The organism is Embleya sp. NPDC025285 (genome assembly GCF_055558835.1).
The window spans coordinates 50,447-72,121 of record NZ_JBVHLU010000050.1 but is presented as its reverse complement, the minus strand read 5'-3'; the positions used below and the strand labels follow the sequence as shown (position 1 = coordinate 72,121).

Annotated in this window: 20 protein-coding genes; 3 read left to right on the top strand and 17 right to left on the bottom strand. The window is 71.3% G+C overall.

The genetic code is table 11. From position 1 onward, the window contains the following. Nucleotides 1–100 precede the first annotated feature (100 nt). From ACZ4FV_RS29490 to ACZ4FV_RS29475, 4 genes are all read right to left on the bottom strand, one after another. Complete coding sequence (locus tag ACZ4FV_RS29490) at nt 101–1,042, bottom strand: YihY/virulence factor BrkB family protein (protein WP_395860123.1); 942 nt, start codon at nt 1,040–1,042, stop codon at nt 101–103. Nucleotides 1,043–1,131: 89 nt separating this feature from the next. Next, entirely contained in the window at nt 1,132–1,527 is a 396-nt protein-coding gene (locus ACZ4FV_RS29485; RefSeq protein WP_465323671.1) for an ATP-binding protein, read from the bottom strand. Then, nucleotides 1,524–1,880, bottom strand: a complete 357-nt coding sequence (locus tag ACZ4FV_RS29480; RefSeq protein WP_395860127.1) for a PRC-barrel domain containing protein — start codon at nt 1,878–1,880, stop codon at nt 1,524–1,526. The genes ACZ4FV_RS29485 and ACZ4FV_RS29480 overlap by 4 nt, the downstream gene beginning before the upstream one ends. A 314-nt stretch (nt 1,881–2,194) precedes the next feature. Next, nucleotides 2,195–2,788 carry a hypothetical protein gene (locus ACZ4FV_RS29475; RefSeq protein WP_395860129.1) on the bottom strand — a complete coding sequence of 198 codons (594 nt, stop codon included), beginning with the start codon at nt 2,786–2,788 and terminating at the stop codon, nt 2,195–2,197. Between the two features lie 489 nt (nt 2,789–3,277). Here ACZ4FV_RS29475 and ACZ4FV_RS29470 point away from each other — a divergent pair, with 489 nt between their 5' ends. After that, complete coding sequence (locus ACZ4FV_RS29470; protein ID WP_465323669.1) at nt 3,278–4,963, top strand: protein kinase domain-containing protein; 1,686 nt, start codon at nt 3,278–3,280, stop codon at nt 4,961–4,963. Between the two features lie 348 nt (nt 4,964–5,311). Here the strand turns inward: ACZ4FV_RS29470 and ACZ4FV_RS29465 are convergent, their stop codons facing one another. From ACZ4FV_RS29465 to ACZ4FV_RS29455, 3 genes are all read right to left on the bottom strand, one after another. Then, complete coding sequence (locus ACZ4FV_RS29465) at nt 5,312–6,472, bottom strand: serine hydrolase domain-containing protein (protein WP_395860133.1); 1,161 nt, start codon at nt 6,470–6,472, stop codon at nt 5,312–5,314. A 228-nt stretch (nt 6,473–6,700) separates the two neighbouring features. Then, entirely contained in the window at nt 6,701–7,177 is a 477-nt protein-coding gene (locus ACZ4FV_RS29460) for a Clp protease N-terminal domain-containing protein (RefSeq protein WP_402233345.1), read from the bottom strand. Next, nucleotides 7,164–7,409 carry a hypothetical protein gene (locus ACZ4FV_RS29455; RefSeq protein ID WP_395860137.1) on the bottom strand — a complete coding sequence of 82 codons (246 nt, stop codon included), beginning with the start codon at nt 7,407–7,409 and terminating at the stop codon, nt 7,164–7,166. Before ACZ4FV_RS29455 ends, ACZ4FV_RS29460 begins: the two co-directional genes overlap by 14 nt. 262 nt (nt 7,410–7,671) lie before the next feature. Here ACZ4FV_RS29455 and ACZ4FV_RS29450 point away from each other — a divergent pair, with 262 nt between their 5' ends. Continuing rightward, on the top strand, nt 7,672–8,616 hold the full coding sequence (locus ACZ4FV_RS29450) for an NAD(P)H-binding protein (RefSeq protein WP_465323668.1): 945 nt from the start codon (nt 7,672–7,674) through the stop codon (nt 8,614–8,616). A gap of 25 nt (nt 8,617–8,641) precedes the next feature. Here the strand turns inward: ACZ4FV_RS29450 and ACZ4FV_RS29445 are convergent, their stop codons facing one another. The 4 genes from ACZ4FV_RS29445 to ACZ4FV_RS29430 all read right to left on the bottom strand — a co-directional run bounded on the left by ACZ4FV_RS29445 (nt 8,642) and on the right by ACZ4FV_RS29430 (nt 14,223). Beyond that, a complete protein-coding gene (locus ACZ4FV_RS29445; protein WP_465323667.1) occupies nt 8,642–10,069 on the bottom strand; it encodes an amino acid permease in 1,428 nt (475 codons plus the stop codon). A gap of 107 nt (nt 10,070–10,176) precedes the next feature. Then, the gene (locus tag ACZ4FV_RS29440; RefSeq protein ID WP_395860143.1) at nt 10,177–11,010 is read right to left on the bottom strand and encodes a M55 family metallopeptidase; all 834 of its coding nucleotides are present in this window, start codon (nt 11,008–11,010) and stop codon (nt 10,177–10,179) included. Further along, nucleotides 11,007–12,401: a type III PLP-dependent enzyme domain-containing protein gene (locus ACZ4FV_RS29435; protein WP_395860145.1), complete on the bottom strand. Its 1,395-nt coding sequence runs from the start codon at nt 12,399–12,401 to the stop codon at nt 11,007–11,009. The genes ACZ4FV_RS29440 and ACZ4FV_RS29435 overlap by 4 nt, the downstream gene beginning before the upstream one ends. Before the next feature lie 169 nt (nt 12,402–12,570). Beyond that, on the bottom strand, nt 12,571–14,223 hold the full coding sequence (locus ACZ4FV_RS29430; RefSeq protein WP_395860147.1) for a PucR family transcriptional regulator: 1,653 nt from the start codon (nt 14,221–14,223) through the stop codon (nt 12,571–12,573). Nucleotides 14,224–14,667: 444 nt separating this feature from the next. Here ACZ4FV_RS29430 and ACZ4FV_RS29425 point away from each other — a divergent pair, with 444 nt between their 5' ends. After that, nucleotides 14,668–15,126 carry an ATP-binding protein gene (locus tag ACZ4FV_RS29425; protein ID WP_395860149.1) on the top strand — a complete coding sequence of 153 codons (459 nt, stop codon included), beginning with the start codon at nt 14,668–14,670 and terminating at the stop codon, nt 15,124–15,126. Between the two features lie 13 nt (nt 15,127–15,139). Here ACZ4FV_RS29425 and ACZ4FV_RS29420 read toward each other — a convergent pair whose 3' ends face one another. From ACZ4FV_RS29420 to ACZ4FV_RS29395, 6 genes are read right to left on the bottom strand one after another with little or no spacing between them, the layout of a single operon-like run. Further along, the gene (locus ACZ4FV_RS29420; protein ID WP_402233355.1) at nt 15,140–16,798 is read right to left on the bottom strand and encodes a SpoIIE family protein phosphatase; all 1,659 of its coding nucleotides are present in this window, start codon (nt 16,796–16,798) and stop codon (nt 15,140–15,142) included. Next, nucleotides 16,795–18,561: an ATP-binding response regulator gene (locus tag ACZ4FV_RS29415; RefSeq protein ID WP_402233357.1), complete on the bottom strand. Its 1,767-nt coding sequence runs from the start codon at nt 18,559–18,561 to the stop codon at nt 16,795–16,797. Before ACZ4FV_RS29415 ends, ACZ4FV_RS29420 begins: the two co-directional genes overlap by 4 nt. Then, nucleotides 18,561–19,625, bottom strand: a complete 1,065-nt coding sequence (locus ACZ4FV_RS29410; protein ID WP_395860154.1) for an ATP-binding protein — start codon at nt 19,623–19,625, stop codon at nt 18,561–18,563. Before ACZ4FV_RS29410 ends, ACZ4FV_RS29415 begins: the two co-directional genes overlap by 1 nt. After that, complete coding sequence (locus tag ACZ4FV_RS29405; protein WP_395860156.1) at nt 19,622–20,056, bottom strand: anti-sigma regulatory factor; 435 nt, start codon at nt 20,054–20,056, stop codon at nt 19,622–19,624. The genes ACZ4FV_RS29410 and ACZ4FV_RS29405 overlap by 4 nt, the downstream gene beginning before the upstream one ends. Next, on the bottom strand, nt 20,053–20,451 hold the full coding sequence (locus ACZ4FV_RS29400; protein ID WP_395860158.1) for an STAS domain-containing protein: 399 nt from the start codon (nt 20,449–20,451) through the stop codon (nt 20,053–20,055). Before ACZ4FV_RS29400 ends, ACZ4FV_RS29405 begins: the two co-directional genes overlap by 4 nt. Next, nucleotides 20,448–21,329: an STAS domain-containing protein gene (locus tag ACZ4FV_RS29395; RefSeq protein ID WP_395860160.1), complete on the bottom strand. Its 882-nt coding sequence runs from the start codon at nt 21,327–21,329 to the stop codon at nt 20,448–20,450. The genes ACZ4FV_RS29400 and ACZ4FV_RS29395 overlap by 4 nt, the downstream gene beginning before the upstream one ends. Nucleotides 21,330–21,675: the final 346 nt, after the last annotated feature.

The following is a 21,675-nucleotide window of genomic DNA, read 5'->3' as shown; positions in this document are numbered from 1 at the left end:
CCGCACGAGGCGGTCGATGACCGGGCCGCGCGGGGCAGGGCGACCCGGACGAACACTTCGAACCGGCGCCCGCCACGGGAAGTCGTCGTCCGCCGGATCCTCAGGTGCCCGGATCCGGTTGCACCGGCTCGGGCAAGTGGGCGCGGACCGCCTCCAGTTGGGCGGCGAACGCCAGGCCCAGAAAGAGCGCGATCGAGGTCAGGTAGGCCCACAGGATCAAGGACACGAACGCGCTGAGGGGGCCGTACACGGAGTCGAAGGAGCCGCTGAGCCGAATGTAGAGGCCGAGCAGCCACGACAGCAGCACCCACAACACCAGGTACACGGCCGCCCCGAACGCCAGCCAGGTAAACCCGGGTTGGCGGCGGCGCGGCGACCACCGGAAGACCGCGGACGCGGAGATCAGCGCGAGTGTGACGCCCACCGGCCAGCACAGGATGCCCCACACCGTGCGCTGCGTGTCGCTCCAGCCGTACACGTCGGCGGCGGCCCCGACGATGTCGCGGCCGGCCACGGTCAACAGCACGCCGAGGCCGATCGGGATGCCGACCACCACGGTCATCGCTGCGGCGCGGCCGTACTTGTGGAGGAACGGGCGATCACGCTCGACGCCGTAGATGCGGTTCGCGCCGCGCTCGATCTGGCTCATCGCGGTCGCGATGTTGACCAGCGAGAACACCAGTCCCAGGGACAGCGCGACCGCGCTGCCCCCGCCCGCGTCGCGCAGCGTGTCCTGCACGACGGCCGAACTGGGGCCCGTCGACAGCCGGGCGAGCACCGCGGAGACGAACCGGCCGAATTTGTCGGTGTGCAGGACCCGGGAGAGTCCGACGACGGCGATCGCGAACGGCAGTACCGACAGCACCGCCTGGAGCGCGAGCGCGCGGGAGTGGGTGAACCCGTCCGCATAGCGAAAGCGAACGAACGCGTTCTTGACCAGTGTCCAGCCGCCGTACCGGCGCAATGTCAACCACGCCTCGTCGGCGGAGAGTTCCTCGCCCTTCATGTCCCGCGTCTGTGGAACTCGTTTCGCTGTGCCCATGCACCGCTTCTGCCCACCGGTCACGAATGCAGCACTCGGGAAGGGAGCGTGTCGGTTCGTGCACGCACCGTGCCGACGCGGTGGCGGATTCAGCGCATGATGTGGGCGCGCACGTGCTTGCCCGTGGCGTGCTGTTCCACGGTCCACCGGGTGGTGAGCAAGTCGAGCAGGCGCAGTCCGTAGCCACCGTCGCCGTTCGCGGGACGCTGGAGTACGAGGAGGTCGCGGGCCCGATCCCCCACCCCGATCTCGACTCCGTCACAGGTGCGGGTCAGCGTCAACTCGGCCTGGCCGTAGGCATGGCGGATGACGTTGCCCACGAGTTCCGAGACGATCTGCACGACATCGTCGACGCGGTCCTCGGTCCATCCCCAGGCGCCGAGGACGTCTCGAACCGTGGCACGGACCTCGGCCAGGGTGCCGGGGGCGTTCGACACGGCCCAATTCCGGGTGGCGGCGGACGGGTCGGGCGGCGGGGTGGTCATGTCCTGGCTCCAGCCGCTCCTGGTGGTTGGGGTGGACGTCCGCAGTGTCGATCGACGTGCTTGTTCTTGTCGAACTCGGGTGAGTTCTTGAGCTGTTCCTTGCTGCACGCGACGTGGACGACCTTGTTCTCCGGGTCGATGCTCGCGATCGTGCCCGCGGGGAGCAGGACGTGCTTGCCGAAGATCCACGCACCGGTGTCCACCACCAGGTGTGATATGTCGACGTCGTCGTTGTACTTGTCGACCTTGCCGATGTGGCCGTCGAAGGCGTCCACCTTGTAGCCGGTCAGGCTCGTGCCGGCGGTGTATCCGGACTCGGGACGGTGACCCCACACGCTGGGCCCGGTGCTCATGGAGACTCTCCTCGGTTCTCGACGAATCCCGCAGTGGGTGGCGGAGCACCATGCGGTCGGAACTCGTGGGATGCGATGGTTGGACGCTCCTCTGCCCCGCAGCCCCCACTCCATGCCTCGTTCGCATCCTCATCGGCCCGGGGCGCCGCCGAGACCCTCGGTGAAGGTCTCGGCCGACGCGGCGCCCACCCGCGAAAGCGATCGAGGCCGCTCTGTAACGCCCCTATCCCGGGTGGGGCTCGGCGTCCCCAGGATCCACCGTGCGGCGAGCCCGGACGGTGGCCGCATCACACCGGGTGGCGGGGTCGGTGCGGTCAGGGTCGGCCGAAGGTTGCCGCGGCGATCCTGGTCCGCGTGTCCTCCAGACGACGGGACTGCGCTTCGGCGCGGTTCAGGAGTTCGTCCAGTTCCTGTGCGGACAAGCGCCGGTCGTGGTCGGCCACGGCGCGCAGGCTCCGCCAGCACGACGCCTTGCCTTCGACGCCCATGCGCATGGTCTCGAGTTCGATGACGCTGCTCAGGGGCGAACGCCCGAGCAATCGGCCGTTGGGTTTCAGCCTCGCCGCTCGTTCCGTGGCCCAGGCGAGGACGGCCTTCGCGGGTGGTGGCGCGATCCCCAGATCGCTCATGATCCGCTTCAGCGACTGGCGATCCTGGGCCACCTCGTCCGCGATGGCGGACAGCGCGGGCCCGTGCACCCGGCCCCTGTGGTTGCGTGCGATGCGGCGGGCGAGGCTTTCGCCACCGGTGGAGCCGGCGAAGTGGTCGCCCAGGTAGATGCGAAGCAGGCGCGCGGCGTCGGAGTCGTCCCCGGAAGACGGCTTCCCGGGATGCTTGCGCCGCCGCGCCTGCTGGAACGCCGTGGGTGGCGCCGGTCGAGAAGGTTGTCGCCGCGACGGGTCCGACATGGGGGGCTCCTTCCGGATGGGCTACATCGCCAGGCCCGGGTACCCGCTTGGAACGACTCGATACCCGGACCCATGGGTCGGGTGGAAGGGCCGGCACGTCCCTCCGGGCCGGGCCGGCCGAGCCGCATGCGCGGGAGACCGGGCGCGGCCGCATGCGGCACGGCCCGGCGGGAGCGGCGACGCGTGCGCGCATCGTGTCCCGGGCTTCGCCCGAAGCGACGCCCGCTCCTTCGGTCGGGCGGGTGCCCTGCTCCGCCGCTTCCGGGGCCGCGCGGCCGGCGTCGGTGAACACCGTCGCCTCCCGCCAGGGTCCGCACCCGGAGCGAGGTCGGACTCGGCTCCGGGCGTCGGCGATCGCCGAAGGCGGCGCGTGGGCGGCGGCCGGGGCTTGCGTCAAGCCCACGCTAGGGTTCGGTTCGATGGATGTTGGTCGACGGTCTGCGGCGGGCCTTCCCGTGTGCCGCGGGGCGGGCGCTGGTGGGGAGCGGCATGAGCGAGCTGACGGCTGACGACCCGTCGCGGATCGGGCCGTTCCGGATCGAGCGGCGGCTCGGCCGAGGCGGCATGGGGCGGGTCTACCTCGGCCGGTCGCCGTCCGGTCGGGCGGTGGCGATCAAGGTCGTCCGGCCCGAACTCGCGGACGACGCGGACTTCCGGCGGCGATTCGCACGCGAGGTGGCCGCAGCCCGCGCGGTAGGCGGGGCGTTCACGGCCGCCGTGGTGGACGCAGCACCGGACGCGCCGAGTCCGTGGCTTGCCACGGTGTACGTCGACGGCATGTCGTTGTCCGAAGCGGTGGCGGCCCACGGCCCGTGGCCGAGCGCCGAGTCGCGGATGGTGGGCGCCGGGCTGGCCGAGGCCCTCGCCGCGATCCACGGGGTCGGGGTGATCCACCGCGACCTGAAGCCGTCGAACGTCATGCTGGCCCCGGCCGGGCCCGTGGTGATCGACTTCGGCATCTCGTTGGCGTCCGAGGCGAGCGCGCTCACCCATACCGGCAGCACGGTCGGCTCCCCCGGCTTCATGTCGCCCGAGCAGTGTGGCGGGCTCGCGATCGGACCGGCGTCGGACGTTTTCTCGCTCGGCGCGGTGTTGGTCTTCGCGGCACGCGGAGAGGGCCCGTTCGGCACCGGGCCCACACCCGCGCTGCTGTATCGCGTCGTGCACAACCCGCCCGCGCTCGACGGCGTACCCCCGGCGTTGCTCCCGTTGTTGTCCGCGTGCCTGGCCAAGTCGCCGGAGGACCGTCCGACGGCGGCCGAGGTGCTCACCGAACTGGCGGTCACGACCGTCCCGGGGTCGGGGAGGCGCCGGTGGCTGCCGGACGGTGTGGCGGAGGCGATCGCGGGTCGTGCCGAGACCGGGGACGGGGTCGATGCGGGAGCTGCGGCCTCCCCCGCCGCCGCCATGCCGGATGCCGAGGGCGTGGCCCATACGGCACGCCCGCCACACCCGCCACACGCGTCGGCCCCGGTCGGCCCGCCGGCAGACGACCAGCCCCTGCCACCGATCCCCCCGCCGCCGGTAACGGCGCCCCCGACACCGTTCGCGCCACCGCCGACGACGTCGGGTACACGGCGGCGCCCACGTCGGGTCCTCACGGCGGCGGTTGCGGCGATCGTGGTCACGGCCGCGGTCGTCGCGGCCCTGCTCGCCACGCGCGAGGACGGCCGCGACCACCGCAACGCGACCGGCACGGGCGCCGTTTCGCCGAAGCCCGTCGTCACGACCCCCGGCATCGGCGCTCCTCCGTCCGGCGGAACGGCACCAACCTCACCTTCCGCCACCAGCACAGGGGACGACACGTCACGCGGCGCGCCCGACATGCGCCGGCTCACCCTCGGCCCTGCCGACAAGATGGACGTTCGCGTCCTCGCGCTCGGATCGGGCGCCGAGGTCAAGGCCGGGCAACGCGTCGAAGTGCGCTACACCGGCTTCTACTATGCGGACGGCGTGGTCTTCGATTCCACGTGGACCAGCGGCAGCACGTCCAGCTTCGCCATCGGCGTCGGGCAGTTGATCCAGGGCTGGGACGAGGGTCTGGTCGGCCAACGGGTGGGTAGCCGCGTGCAGTTGGTGATCCCACCCGGCAAGGCGTACGGCGCCACGCCCCCGGGGGACATCCGGCCGAACGCGACCCTCGTGTTCGTCGTCGACCTGCTGGCCGCGACCTGATCGGTTCGAGTCCGCCCCGGAGGCGAACCGGGCGATCGACCCGGCCACACCGACGCTGGCGGTCACCGTGCTTCCGTCCGGAATCCGCGAGGACCGGCCGCTCCCGTCGACCCACACCATCCCCGAGGAGCGCCGAGTCCTGTTTCGCACCCCACCTGCGAGCGGACCGACCCGGCGCCTCCGGCAGCGGGGCAACAGGCGCCCACCATCCGGCAGTAGCGCCACCGGCCACGGCACCGACCCCACGCGGAAGGAGAGTTCGCACGGGGTCGATGCGGTAACCCTCGCGTCGCCGGGTTCGCGGACGGACGGGACGCGGGCCGCGCGGCCGATGTTGTCACTCGGTGTTCAGATATGGAGGCGGCGGCAGAACCACGCCTGGAGTAGATCGGTGAAGATGCCGATGGGGTCGTCCCACCCGCCTTCGCTCCAGTCGCCGTTGACGTTGACGGTGAACATGCGTTCGCCATCGCGAGCGCCATAGGTGTAGGACCACGATCCGAAGAGCGCGCCGCCCATGCCCCAGACCGTTTCACCGCAGGGCAGTCTCACCGAGGAAACGCCGAGGCCGTAGGCGGAGTCGGAGATCCAGTCGCGGGTGGGCACGGTCTCGAACATGTCGCGTTGTCGGTCCGCCGGGAGTATCCGGCCTCCCAGCAGGGCACCGAAGAATCGGTTGAGGTCACCGGCGGTGGAGATCATGCCGCCGGCTGCCCAGAACATCGATGCGTCGAACTCGGTCGCGTCGTGAACCGGCGCGCCGGGGTCGGTCCGGAAGAGCTTCGTGTAGTGCCGGGAGTGCGTCCCGTGGATCGTCGGGTCGCTGCCGCGTGGCAGATACGTGCCGGCCAGACCGAGCGGGCGGGTGATCCGCTCCGTGATCTCCTCGGCAAGCGTGCGGCCGGTGGCCCGTTCGATGATCATGCCCGCCAGGATGTAGTTGGTGTTCGAGTACGCCCAGCCCGAGCCCGGGGCGAAGGTGGGCGGATGGGATGCGGCGATCCGCACGAGTGACTCGGGAGTGTGTGTCTCGGAACGGTTCAGCGCTTCCTGGTCATCGGTGTAGTTGAAGATCCCGCTGGTGTGGTTGAGCAACATCCTGATGCTCACCCCGGCACCGTCGTGGCGCAGGCCGTGATCCACGCCGGGCAGCCACCGTTCCGCGGTGTCGTCCAGGCTGAGCCGGCCTTCGGCCGCCAATTGCAGCACGACGGTGGCCACGAACGTCTTGCTGATGCTGCCGATGCGGAATCGGTCCTGCCGTGAGCGCGTGCGGCCGGTTCGGGTGTCGGCCACTCCCGCGGTCCCGAACCACTGCCGGTCGCCGTCGCGGACCTCGGCGAGAATGCCGGGAAGGCCACCGCGAGTCACGGCTTGCCGAAGCAGGAGCCGGATCGCCTCGTAGCCCTCGGCCTCCGATGCCGACGCGGCCTCGGATACGGCGCCCACATCCGTGGCCGGTTCGGCGTCCGGTCCGCTGCCATCCGTACGAGCGGTGTGTCGGTGCATTCATTCTCCTTGTCGCGCGCAACGCGAAGATGGCCGCCCGGCCCTCTTCACGGCGTGATTTCGTCGGCCCACCGACCCATTGGCTCCGGCCCCCGGGCGCACCGGCTTCTACCCCAGGCTTGGGCCCAGCGCCCGTGCGATCCGTCGCGTACGCCCACAGGGCTCTGCGCACATCCCGGCCAGGGCACGCCCGCGAGGCGGGTCTGCCGGGTCGGCTGCTTTCGGTGCTCAGCGGTCCCGGCTGTCGAGCGTCTGCCGCGCGTGGTCCGCCAGTTCGGCCCGATCGACACCGGCCAAGGCGAGAGCGCGCGGCACGGTGCCGATGCGAGCCTGCAGGATCCCGAGGAGCAGATGTGTCGACCGCAGGTCCTTCTTGCGGGCGAGGGCGAAGCTCCGCTCCAGTGCGAGTCTGGCGGACGCGCCCATCCTGGGCTGCTCGCGAGCGCGGCTCGGCCCGGGAAGGTCATAGGCCGCCGGAGACACTCCGATCATGCTCAGGCTGTGCTCGAACTCCCGGTCCAGTGCCTCGCGGACAGCAACGCGATCGAGCCCGGCCGAGGCCAGGACCTGCTGTGCGGTGGACCCCTGATCGGCGGCGATCGACATCAGGAGATGGTGCGCGTCGATCGTCGCCGACCCGTCCTCGTGGGCTTCGTGCGTCGCCCGCACGATGACCGCGTGCAGGTACTTGTCAAACGCGCTCATCGCCGCGTCTCCTCAGCTTGACTCCGGCGGCGATGAGCCGCTTGGCGTGCTTCTTGTGGACGGCCTGGCGGGTGATACCGAGCGCCTCGGATACCTGCGGCCAACCCCAGCCCGCTCGCATGGCCTGCTCGACGGCGGCGTCCTCCAGTTGATCGGCGAGGCGCCGCAACGCCACGACAGCCGCCAGGCTGTCGGCGGGCTCCGGTGGAAGGGGATTCTTGGCGGCCGACATACAAGCAACTGTAGTTGACTAATGGAGATAGTCAACCCGAGTTGCCAAAGACCGGGACGGGCCGGGTCGCCATCGATTCCTCGCGGCCCCGATCATCCGCACACTCCCGCCCCACCGCGGCCGGGATCTCCTGGTGGCGCGGTGCCGGGGCCTGGTGATACACCCGAACCTGCGGCCGGCCGGAAGGTGCCGCGGCCGATCCGACCCGGCGTCGGGTGCCGGAGCGTCTCGACCCGGGCCCCGATCGAGAGACGAGACGACCATGCAGATCGCTGTCACAACCCCGACCGGCAACGTCGGCCGTCACGTCGTGGCGACGTTGCTTCGCGCCGGAATCCGGCCGCGCGTGCTGCTGCGCGAGCCCGACCGACTGGCTCCCGACATCCGGGTGGAGGTGGACGCGGTGCGGGTCGACCAATACGACGCCGACGCCGTGGTGGCCGCCACCAAGGCTGTCGACGCACTGTTCTGGGTGGACCCGACCACCGGCGGCGAGGACCCCCTCGCCGACTACGCCCGCGCCACCGAAAGCGTGGTCCGCGCCGTCACCGCCAACCGGATCGTCCGCGTCGTCTTCCAAAGCAGCGTCGGCGCCGAGAAGCGGCACGGCGCCGGCGAGATCGACGGCCTGGCACACACCGAAACCGCCCTGGACGACACCGGCGTCGACGTCACCCACCTGCGCTGCGGCTACTTCTTCACCAACCTCGAACTCCAACTCGACGCCCTGCGAGCCGGCCTCCTCCAGGTGATCCTTCCGCTCGACCGGCCGATGGCCTGGGTGGCGCCGCGCGACATCGCCGAAGTCGCCGCCACCCGCCTGCTCTCCCCCGACTGGTCCGGACGCCACGTACAGGCCGTGCACGGACCCACCGACCTCACCTGGCGACAGGTCGCCGAAATCCTCACCGCCGCCACCGGCCGCCGGATCGACGTCGAACGCGTCACCGACGACGCCATGCGCGACCTGCTCCACCGGGCCGGGATGACCGACGCACTGGTCGAGGCGGTGCTCGGCATGTCGACCGGCCTGCGGGAGAACTTCGAGCCCGAACAACCGCGCACCGTGCGGACCACCACCCCGACCACGCTCGCCGCCTGGGCCCACGACCATCTCAAACACCGGATCGACGAAACCGCCGATGCCCCGGCCGACCCGGCGGCTCTCCGCCCGGCCGCCCGAGGCGGGGAGGACCCGGGGCGGTAACGCCTGGGGGTGTCGGATCCGTTCGCTACGGAGTGGACATGGCTTCCGGGACGGCCTTCGTGCCCCGGACGTCACCCGATCCGGTCGCACGGGGGCCGTAGGCCCGGCGTGCCCCGTACGCGACGAGCACGACCGCGAGGCTGCCCAGGCTGGTGAACAGTTGCGTGCGCTGGTCGTCGATGACCGCCATGGCCACGAGCACCGCGACGAAGCCCGCCATCACGATCCAGGTGAGGTAGGGGAACAGCCACATCTTCAGGGCCAGTCGCTCCGGGGCCTCGCGCTCCAGCCGCCGGCGCATGCGCAGTTGCGAGGCGCCGATCATGACGTACATGAAGATGGCGATCGCGCCGGAGGAGTTGACCAGGTACGTGAACACGGTGTCCGGCGACAGGTACGCGAGCACCACCGAGACCCAGCCGACGACCGTGCCCGCCAGGATCGCCCGGACCGGGACGTTGCGCTTGCTGGTCTTGACCGACCACTTGGGGGCGTCCCCGTGCGAGGCCAGCGCGAAGAGCATGCGCGAGGACACGTACACCGACGAGTTGAGCACGCTGAGCACCGCGGTGAGGATCACGACGTCCATCACGGTGCCCGCGCCGGGCAGGCCGATGATGTCCCACGCGGCGACGTACGGGCTCGCCAGCACCTCGGCGCCGTCCCACGGGACGATCGTGACGACGAGGAAGATCGAGCCGACGTAGAACAGGATGATCCGCCAGATGATGCCGGTCGTGGCCCGCGCCACCGAGCGCTCGGGTTCCTTGCTTTCGGCGGCGGCGATCGTGACGATCTCGGCGCCGCCGAAGGCGAAGATGACCACGACGATGGCGGAGAAGATCGACGTGAAGCCGTTCGGCGCGAAGCCACCGTGCGAGGTGAGGTTGGAGAAGTCGAGCGAACTGCCCGGCCACGCGCCGAACACATGTAGGCCGCCGACCACGAGGAACGCGATGATCGCGGCGACCTTGACCGAGGAGAACCAGAACTCGAACTCGCCGAAGGACTTCACCGACAGCAGATTCGTCGCGGTCATCACCGCCATCAGCGCCATCGCCAGCACCCACAGGGGCAGGTCGAGCCAGGCGTGCAGGATCGCGGCGCCCGCGACCGCCTCCACGGCCACGATGATCACGTAGTAGTACCAATACAGCCAGCCGATCGTGAAACCCGCCCAGGGGCCGATGGCGCTGCGCGCGTAGTCCGAGAACGAACCCGAGGACGGTCTCGCGACGACCATCTCGCCGAGCATGCGCATCGTGCACAACACCAGCGCGCCGGCGAGACAGTAGGACACGATCGCGGCCGGCCCGGCGGTCTTGATGACGCTGCCGCTGCCGACGAAGAGACCGGCCCCGATCGCCCCGCCGATCGCGATCATCGCCATGTGCCGATTGCGGAGCGAGCGGCTGAGTCGGGGTTGTTCGGTCGGGGGTGTGTGCTGCGACATGGAGACTCCTGCGAAGCGGGGAACGGTGGAGGCAGCGGGAAACAACGGCGTGAGGGTGCGGCGGTGAGCCGGTACGGACGCCCGATCGGCGGCGGAGGCGGGACCGGTCAGGTCCAGTCGCCCTCGCGGCCGGCGCCGATCACCCAGGTCAGTGCCCGGAACCGGCGCAACGCCTCGCGGGCGTCGGGGGCTTGCAGGCGGACGGTGCGCGGGCCGACGACGTCGACCCCGCCCATCGCGCTCGCGCGTTCGGCGAGGTAGGGGCTGTCCACGTCCACCTCGACCAGATGTGCGGCGGGCGTCGCGGTGGGCCGATCCGGCGGGCCCGCCAGCGCGGCGGCGGCCTCGCGGCGGATGTCGGTCGCCGTCGCGGCCGGTGTGCGGCAGATCGCCGCGTGGCGGGAGATCGCCGTCTTGACCGTGACCGTGCGGCAGCCCGGCGCGTACCGTTCGGCCTCGGCGCAGGTCAGGTCGTCACCGGTGACCAGCACCACCGGGACGCCGGCCTCCGCGGCGACGAGTGCGTTGAAGCTTCCCTCGTCGACGGGGCGTCCGTCGACACGTACGGCGAGCACGCTGTGCGAGAGGTAGGTGTGCGCGAGTACGCCGGCCTCGCCCGCACCGGTGTGGTAGCCGACGAACGCCAGCGCGTCCACGTCGAGTTCGAGTCCTTGCAGCATGCCCAGCGGTTTGTTGCGGCCGACGATGAGCACCGCGCGCGGGTCGAGTTCCTCCAGGAGCACGTTGTCCATGCCGCAGTGCGCGTCGTTGACGATCACCTCGTCCGCGCCGCCGTCCAGGAATCCGGCCACGGCCGCGTTGACGTCGCCGGTGAGCAGGCGTCGGAAGCGTTCGTAGCGCGGGTTGCCGGCGCTCACGTCGGCGGGCAGCACCGTGCCGGTGGCGCCCTCCATGTCGGCGGAGATCAGGACGCGGGTCATACCGCAACCTCCTCGGGGTCGGGACAGTCGTGCTCGGACCGGTTCCCCGAGGAAGTCGTGGACACCAGGTCCACCAGGGCGTGCACGTGTGCCGCGCCGCTCTCCTGGACCACTTCGCGAACGGTCTGCGCCTCGCGGACGGTGGCCAGGCGCACCTCGTCGTCGACGACGCGGTAGCCGTACACCGCCGGTCGGGGCAGCGAGTTGTAGGCGAAGTGGGACGAGAAGTAGTAGGCGCCGGTGTCGTACAGCGCGACGACGTCGCCCGGTTCGAGCAGTGGCAGGGCGCGGCCGACGGCGGTCAGGTCGCCGGCGAAGCAGCACGGCCCCGCGACGTCCTGGATCTCCTCCGGCGCGGTCTTGGGCCGGCCGTGCGCGTCGAACGCGCCCACGCGCAGCGGCCACGCCTGGGGCATGAACACCGTGCGGGTGGCCACCTGGGCGCCCGCGTGGGTGATCGCGATCCGTCGGCCGCCCGCGCTCTTGGTGTACTCCACGAGCGAGGCGATCGTGCCGTTCTTGGCGAGCAGCGAGCGGCCGAACTCGGTGACCAACCGGTAGCGGCCGTCCAGGAGTTCGGGTACGGCCGCGCGCAGTTCGGCGACGTAGTCGGCGAAGGTCGGGTCGTCCTCGTCGCCGGCGAAGTTCACCGGCAGGCCGCCGCCGATGTCCAGGCCGGTGATCTGTCGGCGGCCCAGGACGGAGTTGATGTGCTCGGCCAATTCGTAGGTCGCGCGCAGGCCGGCGGCGATCAGCGACAGGGGGCAGCCCTGGGAGCCGACGTGCGCGTGCAGCCGGTTCAGCCACGGTCGGCGGGCGAACGCCTCGACCACGGCGTCGACGGCCCCCGGGTCGCGCAGGGCGATGCCGAACTTGGACGTGGTGGTCGCGGTGCTCATCGCACCGATCGTGCCGGCGCCGACCTGCGGGTTGATCCGGATCCCGATCGGTCCCGCGGCCGGGCGCTCGGCCACGATCGCGTCGATGCGGGCCAGTTCCTGGAAGTTGTCGACGTTGACGGCGATGCCGTGCGCGAGGGCGTACCGCAACTCCTCGACCGTCTTGGCGGGGCTGTCCAGGACGAGCCGATCGGGAGTGAACCCGGCCGCGAGGGCCTGCTCCAGTTCGCCCGGCGAGGCGACCTCGCAGCCCATCCCCGCGTCGGCGAGCAGGCGCAGGACCGGGACCAGGCCGCACGCCTTGGCGGCGAACGTGTGCAGCACGGGCGCGTCGCCGAACGCAGCCGACAGCGCGCCGACCGACGCCCGGATGCCGTCCACGTCCAGCAGTCCCACCAGGGGCTGCTCGGGGCCCAGCAGGCCCTGCTCGACGACTCGGGCCAGGGCCGCCTGTCGGGCCGATCGACGCCGTCGGGCCGCTGCGGAAGTCACGTCCACCACACCTCGAAGATCTCAAGTGTTCGCGACCCGTTCGAGTCGCATGCACAGCTTGGATCCGGGCGTGGGCGGGCGTCAGCGTCCGGCCCGACCAAAGGAGGACGCATCGGTTGTTTGCCTCAACAGGAAAATGATCATGAAAATGGTCGCCGGCCCCCGCGGCTCACCCGTGCTCGCGGTGGGCCAGGCGCAGTCCGATGTCGGCGAGCAGTCGGCCCGTCGGGTCGTCCAGGTCGACGCCGAAGAGCTCCTTGGCCCGGCGCAGCCGATAGCGCAGGGTGTTCGGGTGCACGCTGAGCCCGCGCGCGGCGGCCACGGTGTCGCCGAAGGCGCCCAGGTAGGCGCCGACCGACGCGGAGTACCCCGATCCGTGCAGACGGTCGTGCTCGACCATCGCGTACACCGGTCCGGCCATCGGCCACAGCGGCTCGACCCGGTCCAGCAAGCGCACCAGGGCCGCCTCCGACACCACGTCGGCCGACAGCGCCGACGCCGACGCGGACACCCCGGCCGCCGACGCCCGCTCGCGCAGCACCCGCACCACGATCTCGGCCTCCTCGCGCGCGTCGGGCAACTCGGCCGGCCGACCCGCGATGGGACCGACACCGGCGAAGACCACGGTGCCCGGTACCGACCGGGCCGTGGCGACCAGGTCGCGCGCCGGGTCCGCGTGCGCCTCGCCCGCCGGCGTCAGCACGAACAACCGTCGACCGGCCCGCGCGGTCACACACCCCGGACGAAGCGCCGCCGCCTGCAACGCGAGTACGTCGAGCACCCGCTGCTCGGCGGGCGTGGGCGCGTCGGACGCGGACTCCGTCGTGGGGTTCTCGTACGCCTCGACCACGATCACCGCGTACGGCCGGTCCGGGCGCACCCCCACCGTCCGGGCCGCCCGGTCGGCACCCGCGCCGCCGCTCAGCAACGTGTGCACCGCCTCCTCCCGACGGCGTGCCGCCTCGCGACCGCGGGTCTCGTGGTGCACCAGGTGCGGCAGGGCCGCCCGGGCGGCGGTGCGCAACGCCGCCACCGCGTCCGGCGCGAGCGGGTGCCCGTCCGCCGCGGCCCAGATCGACCCGAGCACCTCGCCGCCGTCGCGCACCGCGATCGCCAACCGCTCCGCGTAGCGGTCGTCGGCGGGCAGCCGGACCACGTCGTCGGTGCCCCACAGGGTGCGGAAGAAGCCGCTCTCGCGCAGTTCGGCCACCCGCCAGCGGGGCACCTCCTGGTTCAGGATGGTCGCCCGGCGCATGGGATCCGGCTCGTGGTCCATCCGGGAGTAGGCCAGCACCCGCGACTGCGGATCCTCGATCGTGATCGCGCCGCCCACCAGGTCGGCGACCGTGTTGGCCAGGCCCGACAGGTCGCCCGGGCGCAGGCTGTCGACCGCGGCGAGTTCGGACGGGCTGCTCTGCGCACAGGCGTTGCGCAACAGGCCGAGCACGTCGGTCCAGCCACGTCCGGGCTGCCGGGTGAGCAGGGCGATCCCGCCGTCTTCGGCCGCCTCGACCGCGGCGGGATCCGCGCCGGTCGCGCCGCGCCGGATCACCAACACGCTCGCCCCCGCGCGCCGGGCCGCGCGCACGGCCTCGACCGCACCGGGCCCGCGCGGCTCCACGCCGACCGCGAGGAGGATCATCCCGGTGAGCGTCGACTCGTCGGCGTCCTCGTCGCCGAGGTCGTAGAGGGTGACCCCGTTCACCGGCACCTCGGTCCCGCGCGGCGCGACCACGACGTCGAGGATCCCGGGGTCGATCAGATCCAGCACCCGCGCCAGCGTCGTCGCGGCGCGACGGCCGGAGGATTCACGCTCGCTCATACGTCCATGATCGCGTGCGTGTCGACGCACCGGTGGGACCGGCACCGCTCCCCCCGCGTCCTCGCCCGCCCCGTCAGGCGTCCCGGCCACCTCGCCGGGGTTCACCACGGACGGGTCGGACGCCGGCGAAGCGGACGATCGTCGGAGCGAACGCGTCGATGCCCGCGCGGGCGAGCCGGCCGGCCGATGCCGGCCCCGCCCCGGGCCGGGCCGGGCCGGGATCCGCCTGGGGACGGGGACGGGGCCACGCGCCGCCGTGCGCCCGTCCGGTGGCGCGCGGGCTTCGCCGGTACGACGGCCCGGCGAGACGAGCGTCGTTCCGGCGCGGTACAACGGTGGGATCCGATGTCGAGAACTGGGCCCATTGCCGCACAGGGGAGCCGAGACGGGTGGTCGGCACGCGATGTCCCATGCCTGAACCGACGTTCACCCCGGGGGGAACCCATGGCCGCCGATTTCGAACTTCGCTCCGGGGATTCCTCACCGCACGACGCGCGGCGGTCACCGGCAAGAGGTCCACGCTCGATCACGCTCACGGGCGTCGGCGCCGCGGCTGCCGCGCGCCGGGCCGCACGGGAGTTCCTCGCCCAAAGCCCCGGGGCCGCTCCCGGCCTGGCGGACACCGTGGAGCTGGTCGTCAGCGAACTCGTGACCAACGCGATACGTCACGCGACCGGGCCGTGTCGACTCGAACTCGCCCATGTCGACCGCGGTGTGCGGGTGTCCGTCCACGACGACGCACACGCGGCACCCACTCCCCGGGACCACGGTCCCCTCCGCGTCGGCGGACACGGCCTGGAACTCGTACGCGCCCTCAGCACCGACCTCGTCGTGACCGCCACCGCCACCGGCAAGACCGTCACCGCCCACATCCGCGCCCCCGACACCCCGCCACCCGGGTGAGTCGCCGGGGCGGCTAGCCGGTCCTGCGCAGCAACAGGAGGGCGATGTCGTCGCGTTCGTCGCCTTGAAGCGCGGACAGGAGGTGGTCGGCGAGGGCTGCCAGGTCGGTTCGGGGTGTGGTCTCCCGAACGGTCTCGGCCCGCAGCCGCTCCATGCCTTCGTCGAGGTCGCTGCCGCGCTCCTCGACGAGCCCGTCCGTGTACAGGAGCAGGGTCGCCTTCTCGGGCAGTTCGAACCGGGTGGTTCCGGGTCTGGGCAGTTCGAGGCCGAGCAGGGGGCCGCCGGCCACGAGGTAGTGCGCGTGACCGTCCTCGGTCAGTACCAGGGGTGGCAGGTGGCCGGCGTTGGCGAGGTCGATCACGCCCGTGCGGGGGTCGAACATCAGGACGCACACCGTCGCGGTCTCGTAGCGGTGGTAGCGCGTCAACATGGTGTTGAGGCGTTCCAGGATCGCGTCGGGCTCGTGTCCGTCGCTCGCGTAGGCGCGCAGGCCGTGGCGTAGTTCGCCCATGATGGTCGCCGCGTGCAGGGAGTGGCCCGCGACGTCGCCGATGGCCACGAGCAGGCGGTCCTCGATGGCGACGGCTTCGTAGAAATCGCCGCCGATCTCGGCTTCGTCGGACGCGGGACGATAGCGCACCGCGATGTCCACGAGGTCGGATACGGGGAGCACGGACGGCAGGAAGGAACGTTGCAGGTCCAGGGCCAGCGCGTGTTCCCGGGCGTAGGAGCGAAACGCCTCGACGGCGAGGGCTCCGGTGCGGGCGAGTTCGCGCAGCGCCCGCCTCTCCTCGGGGTGTCGGGCGGCGTCCGCCGGGACGGCGAGGGCGGTCGGTGGGCGGGCGGTCTTCGTTCGGCACATCGACAGGTGGACCGGGCCCGAGGCGAGGCTGTCCGGGAGTGTGCGCAACCACTCCTCGGCAGTGATCTCCACCGATGTCGAACCCGTTGCCTCACCGAGGTCCGTGAAGCGTGACAGGGCGTCGAACAGGGCGGGGGGAACGTTTGCCTGCTTCGGCTCGACGCCGTACTCGCCGATCACGGTGCGCCGGGCGCTGTCGCCCGGCCCGTCTATGTAGGAGGCCGCCGGCGCTCGGCTGATCAGGGAGGCTCCCGTCGCGATGGCGTTGCCGAGTTCCTCCAGGGTGCCGGCGGCGTTGACGAGCATGGTCGCGCGGGCGAGCTCGGACAGGACGGAGACCCGGTGTTCGGCACGGCGTCGGGCACGCGAGTAGCGCAGCGCGGCCTGGAGGGTGGCCAGCAGTACTTCGGGTTCGATCGGGTCGATGAGGTAGGCGTCCGCACCTCGATACAGGCCCTGGGCGCGGTCGCTGACAGTGATCGCGGAGGCGGAGACGTGCACGACCGGCATGGAGGCTGTGCGGACGTCGGACTTCAGGCGTTCGCACACCTCGAAACCGCTCGTGTCCGGCAGCCGCACATCGACGATGGCCACATCCACGGGATCGCCGTGGTCGGCCGCACCGAAGGCCACATCCAGCGCCTGGGCACCCGTCTCGGCTTCGAGGACACGGTGTCCGGCGCGCCGTAGCCAACTGCCGATGATGTAACGCTTGGTCTCGGTGTCGTCGACGACCAGGACGGTGGCGGGGCCGTCGTCGAGCATGGGGTCGTGCTCCGTCGCGGCGCCTGGTTCGAGGGCTCGGGTCACGTGCCGTCTCCGTCTCCGTCTCCGTCATCGGCCCGCGGCGCGGTGAGGGTGTCGGCGATTCGTTCGGCGGTCAGGTCACTCTTGGACAGGATGTTCGCGACGGCGGCCTGTGCCGGCAGTACCGACCGGTCGAGGGAGGTCACCACGACGACCGGTACCCGCGACAGCGTGTCGTGCGTCGCCAGTCGCCGCAGGACCTCGAATCCGTCCGGGTCGGGCATGTGGAGGTCGAGGAAGATCACGTCGGGCGGGTCCTCGGCGGCCAGCGCGAGTCCGCGGGTTCCGTCGGCCGCCTCGGTCAGTCGGGCGACAAGTCCCTGGGTCAAGCCGCGGAACAACTCCCGGAAGGCGGGGTCGTCGTCGATCAGGAGGGCATGTTCGGCTCGGGTCGGGGCGGTGGTGCCGTGCAGCGGAAGACGGATCACGGCGGTGGTTCCGACCTGCGGAGTGCTCTCCAGGGTCAGGGTGCCGCCGAGCAGGCGGGTGAGACTGCGGGCGTACGGCAGGCCGAGGCCGGTGCCGGCGGCCCGCGCCTGCAAGGGCCCGGGAATCTGGTAGAACTCCTCGAAGACTCGCGAGGCGTGCTCGGCGGTGATGCCGATGCCGGTGTCGCGGACGGTCAACACCAATCGGTTCGCAAGCGCGTCGTGCTCGGCGATGAGCACGACCTCGCCGCGCGGGGTGAACTTCAGGGCGTTGGACAGCAGATTGCGCAGGACACGTGTGAGGATGACCTCGTCGGTGACCACGGCGGGCGGTCGGCCGTCGGCGTCGACGCGGAACGTCACACCCGGCGCCGCCATCGGGCGCATCACGCCGTGCACGTGGGTGAGCAGTTCGACCAGGTCCACCGGGGCCAGTGAGGGCTCCATGCGACCCGACTCGGCCTTGGCGATGTCGAGCAGTTCGTTCACCAGGGTCAACAACGTGGCACCGGACGAGGCGATCAGCCGCGTCTGACGGTGTTGTTCCTCGGTGAGCGGGTCGCCGGCCGGATCCAGGAGCAGTCGGGCGAGGCCGATCACGGAGTTGACCGGGGTGCGCAGCTCGTGGCTGACGTTGGCCCAGAACCGGGTGCGGGTCTCCGCGATCTCGCGCAACTGGCGGGTCTTGTCCTCCAGTTCGGCGTACAGCGCGACCACGCCGGTATTGGTCTCCGCGAGTTCCTGGGACAGTTCCGCGTACAGCGCGAGCACGCCCTGGTTGGTCTCCTCCAGTTCGCCGTTGAGGCGCAGCAGGTCCTCCTGGCGGGCCTGGAGGTCGTCCAGCGCGCTCACCAATTCCTGGTTCTGCGAGCGCAGTTCCTCCAGCGCCCCGCGCGGACTCGCGGCGGCGACCGCAGCCCGTGCCCTCTCCACGTCACCGGGGCGGAAGTCGCCCAGGCGCTTGCGTACGACGATGCGACCGTCGAGGCGTTCGACGCGTTCCACCAGCCGTTCCGCGGCACCCGCCGTCGGCAACGGCGCGTTCGGGCTGTCGGGACTCGGCGTCTCCCAGGTGATCTCCACCACCAGCGAAGGGGCGACGCCGTCGAGTTCGACGCCGAAGTCCACAACGGCCGGACCGACGGCGTCGATGAGTTCGCGGCCGATCTCGCTGAGGGCGGTGGCCACCCGAACGCGATCCTGTCGCCCCAGGCCGACAGCCTCGGCGACATCGCGCGCGAGTTGGCGCACGACGAAGACGTCGTTGGCGTCGACGAGTGGACAGCGGATGAGCGTGGTCAACGTCGGCTGCCACTCGTACCGTGCGTCGTCCACCATCAGCCGGACCGGCGTGGTGCTCGCGCCACCACGACGCAGGCGTCGTCGGAACGGGTGCCCGCGTCCCGCAGGAGCGTCGCCGCCACCACGAGCGGGGTGTGCGACGTCAGGCCGGGGGCGTCGGGGACGCGTCCTCGGTCGGTCAGGCCGTCGGAGTGCAGGACGACCATCGCGCCGTCCGGCAGGTCGTACTCGAACACCCGCCGGGTGCGGGCGTGTTGGCCGGCGATGCCGGGCAGGGGCGTCATGCCTCTGCGGCCGAAGTCGCCGAGGATCGTGCCGGAGACGTTGCCGATGCCGCAGAAACGCACGACACCGGGTGCGAGTTGGGCGATCGAGACCGCGCCGCCTCGGGTGCCGGCCATCGCACGGTGCAGTCGATCGGCGTGCGCGTCCGGTCGCCCCGCGGGAGCGGCCACGAAGGCGTTCACCGCCACTTCCGAGGCACGCGCGGCCAGCGGACCGTGGCCCAGGCCGTCGCACAGCATGACGGTGGTCACCCCGTCGTCGACACGCACCGCGTACGCGTCGCCGCACACCGTCTCGCCGGCGATCGCCCGCGTCAGCCCGCTCACCTCGTCCAGCGGCACCCCGCGCGCCCCCTCGGCCCGAAACCGCAACGCCAGCGTGACTCCGCGACCGGGCACCGAGTACAGGTCGGCGTCGTCGGCCAGGCGCAGGATGCCGCCCAGGCCGATCCCCAGGGTTCCGCGGCTGGAGTTGCCGTCCAGGCTCGCCCACGCCACGTCGGAGATCCCGGGGCCGCTGTCGGCGGCCACCAACTCGACCGCGACGGACTCGCCCACGGATACCGACCGGAGCAGCAGCGCGCCGTCGTCGGCGTGTCTGTGCAGGTTCGTGGCGGTCTCCTGGGTGGCGATCCCGATCTCCTCGGAACGCACGGCTCCGAACCCCACTCGGAGCGCGAGCGCGACGGCGGCTCGCCGTACCGCCCCCGGCATGCTCGGCTCGCCGTGGCGGAACCAGGTCGGGTCCGTCGCGAACGCGGGCCTGAAGGACGCGGGGCCTTCGTTGCTCGTGGGTTCGCCGACGCCGGGCGTCATCGGGACCACTTGACGATCTCCACCTCGGTACCGGTCCCCACTTCGGTGTCGATCCGGAACTGGTCGACGAGGCGGCGTGAACCGCTGAGCCCCAGACCCATACCGTCACCACTGGTCCAGCCGTCCGTCAACGCCTGGTCGAGGTCGGGGATCCCGGGCCCCTCGTCGACGAAGCGCACGCGCACCCCGCGCCGCCGGCCCTCGGCCACGAGGTGCATGTGCGCTGTTCCTCCGCCGCCGTGGATGAGCGTGTTTCGGGCGATCTCACTGGCCGCCGTGACCAGTTTGGTCTGGTCGACCAGGGACAGGCCGATGCGTTGCGCCAAGTCCCGCACGGCCTGACGTGCCCGTACCACGTCGTCGTTGCCGCGGATGGGCAGGGACAGGACGTCCGAGTCCCCGCCCGCCGGGCCCGCGATCGGCGCGGTCATCCGCCGGACACGTCGAACGAGAGGTCACCGTGCCGGTCCGTCCGTCGACGGGCCAGGAGCGCCAAACCCTTCTCCAGGTCGAGCGCGGTGTGCACCCCGCCCATCGACAGCCCCAGTTCCACCAGCGTGATCGCGACCGCGGGTCGCATGCCCACCACCACGGTCTCCGCGTCGAGCATGCGCGAGACGGCCGCGATCGTGGCGAACATGCGGCCGATGAAGGAATCCACGATCTCGACGGCGGAGATGTCGATCGCCACTCCGTGCGCCCCGGTCCGCACGATGCGTTCCGAAAGGTCCTCCTGGAGCGCGAGCACGCTCTCGTCCTGCAGGTCGATCTGGATCGATACCAACAGGACGTCACCGATCTTCAGGATCGGCACACGTTCCATCACGACCTCCCCGCATGCGGCCGGGGCACCGCGATCCCGCTCCGGCGCAAGGCATGCGACAAAGCGTCCGCGAGGGTCGCCTTGGTCGTGATGTCCCCGAACTCGATACCGAGAGCGACGATGGTCTGCGCTATTTGCGGGCTGATGCCCGATATGGTGCATTCCGCGCCCATCAGGCGTGCGGCCACGATGGTCTTCAACAGGTGTTGGGCGACCTGGGTGTCGACGGCCGGAACACCGGTGATGTCGATGATCGCCTGTTCCGAACCGGTGTCCACCAGGGCCTGGAGCAGCTTCTCCATCACCACCTGGGTACGCGCGGAGTCGAGAGTGCCCACCAACGGCACCGCGACCACGCCGTCCCACAACTTCACGACCGGGGTGGACAGTTCCAACAATTGCTCGGTCTGATCGGCGATGACCTCCTCGCGCGCCCGCGAGTACGTCTCGAAGGTGTACAGGCCGAACCCGTCCAGCAGCCGCCCCAGCCGGTGCGCCGCCTGGTAGTTCGGCAGCGAGGCATCGTCCGTCGCGACGAGGTCGAAGACCACGTCCTTGAGCCCGAACACGCCGACGGCGGTCTCGGACGGCGTAAAGCCCTGCCGGGCCCGATTGCGGGACAACTCCGACAGCAGGGCCCGCAGTTCGCCGAACGACTCGCTCCCGGAGTCCTCCGGCTCGTCGTTGCGACCACCGGCCTCGAGTCCGGCGACCAGAGCCGAGAACAAGTCGCGCAACTCACCGGTCGCCTCGGTTGCGGAAACGCGTCCGCGCAGGGTTGCGACCACCTTCGCCGACCACCGCTCCGTCACGATGGCCTCGTTCGACTTCAACAACTCCAGAACCCGCAGGCGAACCCCGATGGCGCCGTCTTCCGCCACGCCGCGCTCCCATCACCGATTGATTGTCACAGGACAACAAAGACTAGGGCATCGGTCTCGCCCGCCCACAAGGCGCTCCCTCTTCCCCACCACGAATCGGGACCGGCCTCCCCCGACGGCCCACCCCACCGGTCGTGCACGAGGATTCGCGGCCCCGGCAGATCGCCGAAAGCCGGGGGACGACGTGCCCACCGCCCGGGCTTCCCTCGACGGATGACGATTGCCCCGAGAGTTGGGATACATACCTCGGGAGCCTGTCCCGCGCCGGGCGGGCGTCGGGACAGGCGGCGTGGGACGGGCCGGCGGAAACGGTGCCGGGTGCCGGAGAGGCCGGCGCGGGACGGGT

Coding starts and splice junctions, on each gene's coding strand:
- ACZ4FV_RS29490 (WP_395860123.1), bottom strand. CDS start 1,042: ATGGGCACAGCGAAACGAGTTCCACAGACGCGGGACATGAAGGGCGAG.
- ACZ4FV_RS29485 (WP_465323671.1), bottom strand. CDS start 1,527: ATGACCACCCCGCCGCCCGACCCGTCCGCCGCCACCCGGAATTGGGCC.
- ACZ4FV_RS29480 (WP_395860127.1), bottom strand. CDS start 1,880: ATGAGCACCGGGCCCAGCGTGTGGGGTCACCGTCCCGAGTCCGGATAC.
- ACZ4FV_RS29475 (WP_395860129.1), bottom strand. CDS start 2,788: ATGTCGGACCCGTCGCGGCGACAACCTTCTCGACCGGCGCCACCCACG.
- ACZ4FV_RS29470 (WP_465323669.1), top strand. CDS start 3,278: ATGAGCGAGCTGACGGCTGACGACCCGTCGCGGATCGGGCCGTTCCGG.
- ACZ4FV_RS29465 (WP_395860133.1), bottom strand. CDS start 6,472: ATGCACCGACACACCGCTCGTACGGATGGCAGCGGACCGGACGCCGAA.
- ACZ4FV_RS29460 (WP_402233345.1), bottom strand. CDS start 7,177: ATGAGCGCGTTTGACAAGTACCTGCACGCGGTCATCGTGCGGGCGACG.
- ACZ4FV_RS29455 (WP_395860137.1), bottom strand. CDS start 7,409: ATGTCGGCCGCCAAGAATCCCCTTCCACCGGAGCCCGCCGACAGCCTG.
- ACZ4FV_RS29450 (WP_465323668.1), top strand. CDS start 7,672: ATGCAGATCGCTGTCACAACCCCGACCGGCAACGTCGGCCGTCACGTC.
- ACZ4FV_RS29445 (WP_465323667.1), bottom strand. CDS start 10,069: ATGTCGCAGCACACACCCCCGACCGAACAACCCCGACTCAGCCGCTCG.
- ACZ4FV_RS29440 (WP_395860143.1), bottom strand. CDS start 11,010: ATGACCCGCGTCCTGATCTCCGCCGACATGGAGGGCGCCACCGGCACG.
- ACZ4FV_RS29430 (WP_395860147.1), bottom strand. CDS start 14,223: ATGAGCGAGCGTGAATCCTCCGGCCGTCGCGCCGCGACGACGCTGGCG.
- ACZ4FV_RS29425 (WP_395860149.1), top strand. CDS start 14,668: ATGGCCGCCGATTTCGAACTTCGCTCCGGGGATTCCTCACCGCACGAC.
- ACZ4FV_RS29415 (WP_402233357.1), bottom strand. CDS start 18,561: ATGGTGGACGACGCACGGTACGAGTGGCAGCCGACGTTGACCACGCTC.
- ACZ4FV_RS29410 (WP_395860154.1), bottom strand. CDS start 19,625: ATGACGCCCGGCGTCGGCGAACCCACGAGCAACGAAGGCCCCGCGTCC.
- ACZ4FV_RS29405 (WP_395860156.1), bottom strand. CDS start 20,056: ATGACCGCGCCGATCGCGGGCCCGGCGGGCGGGGACTCGGACGTCCTG.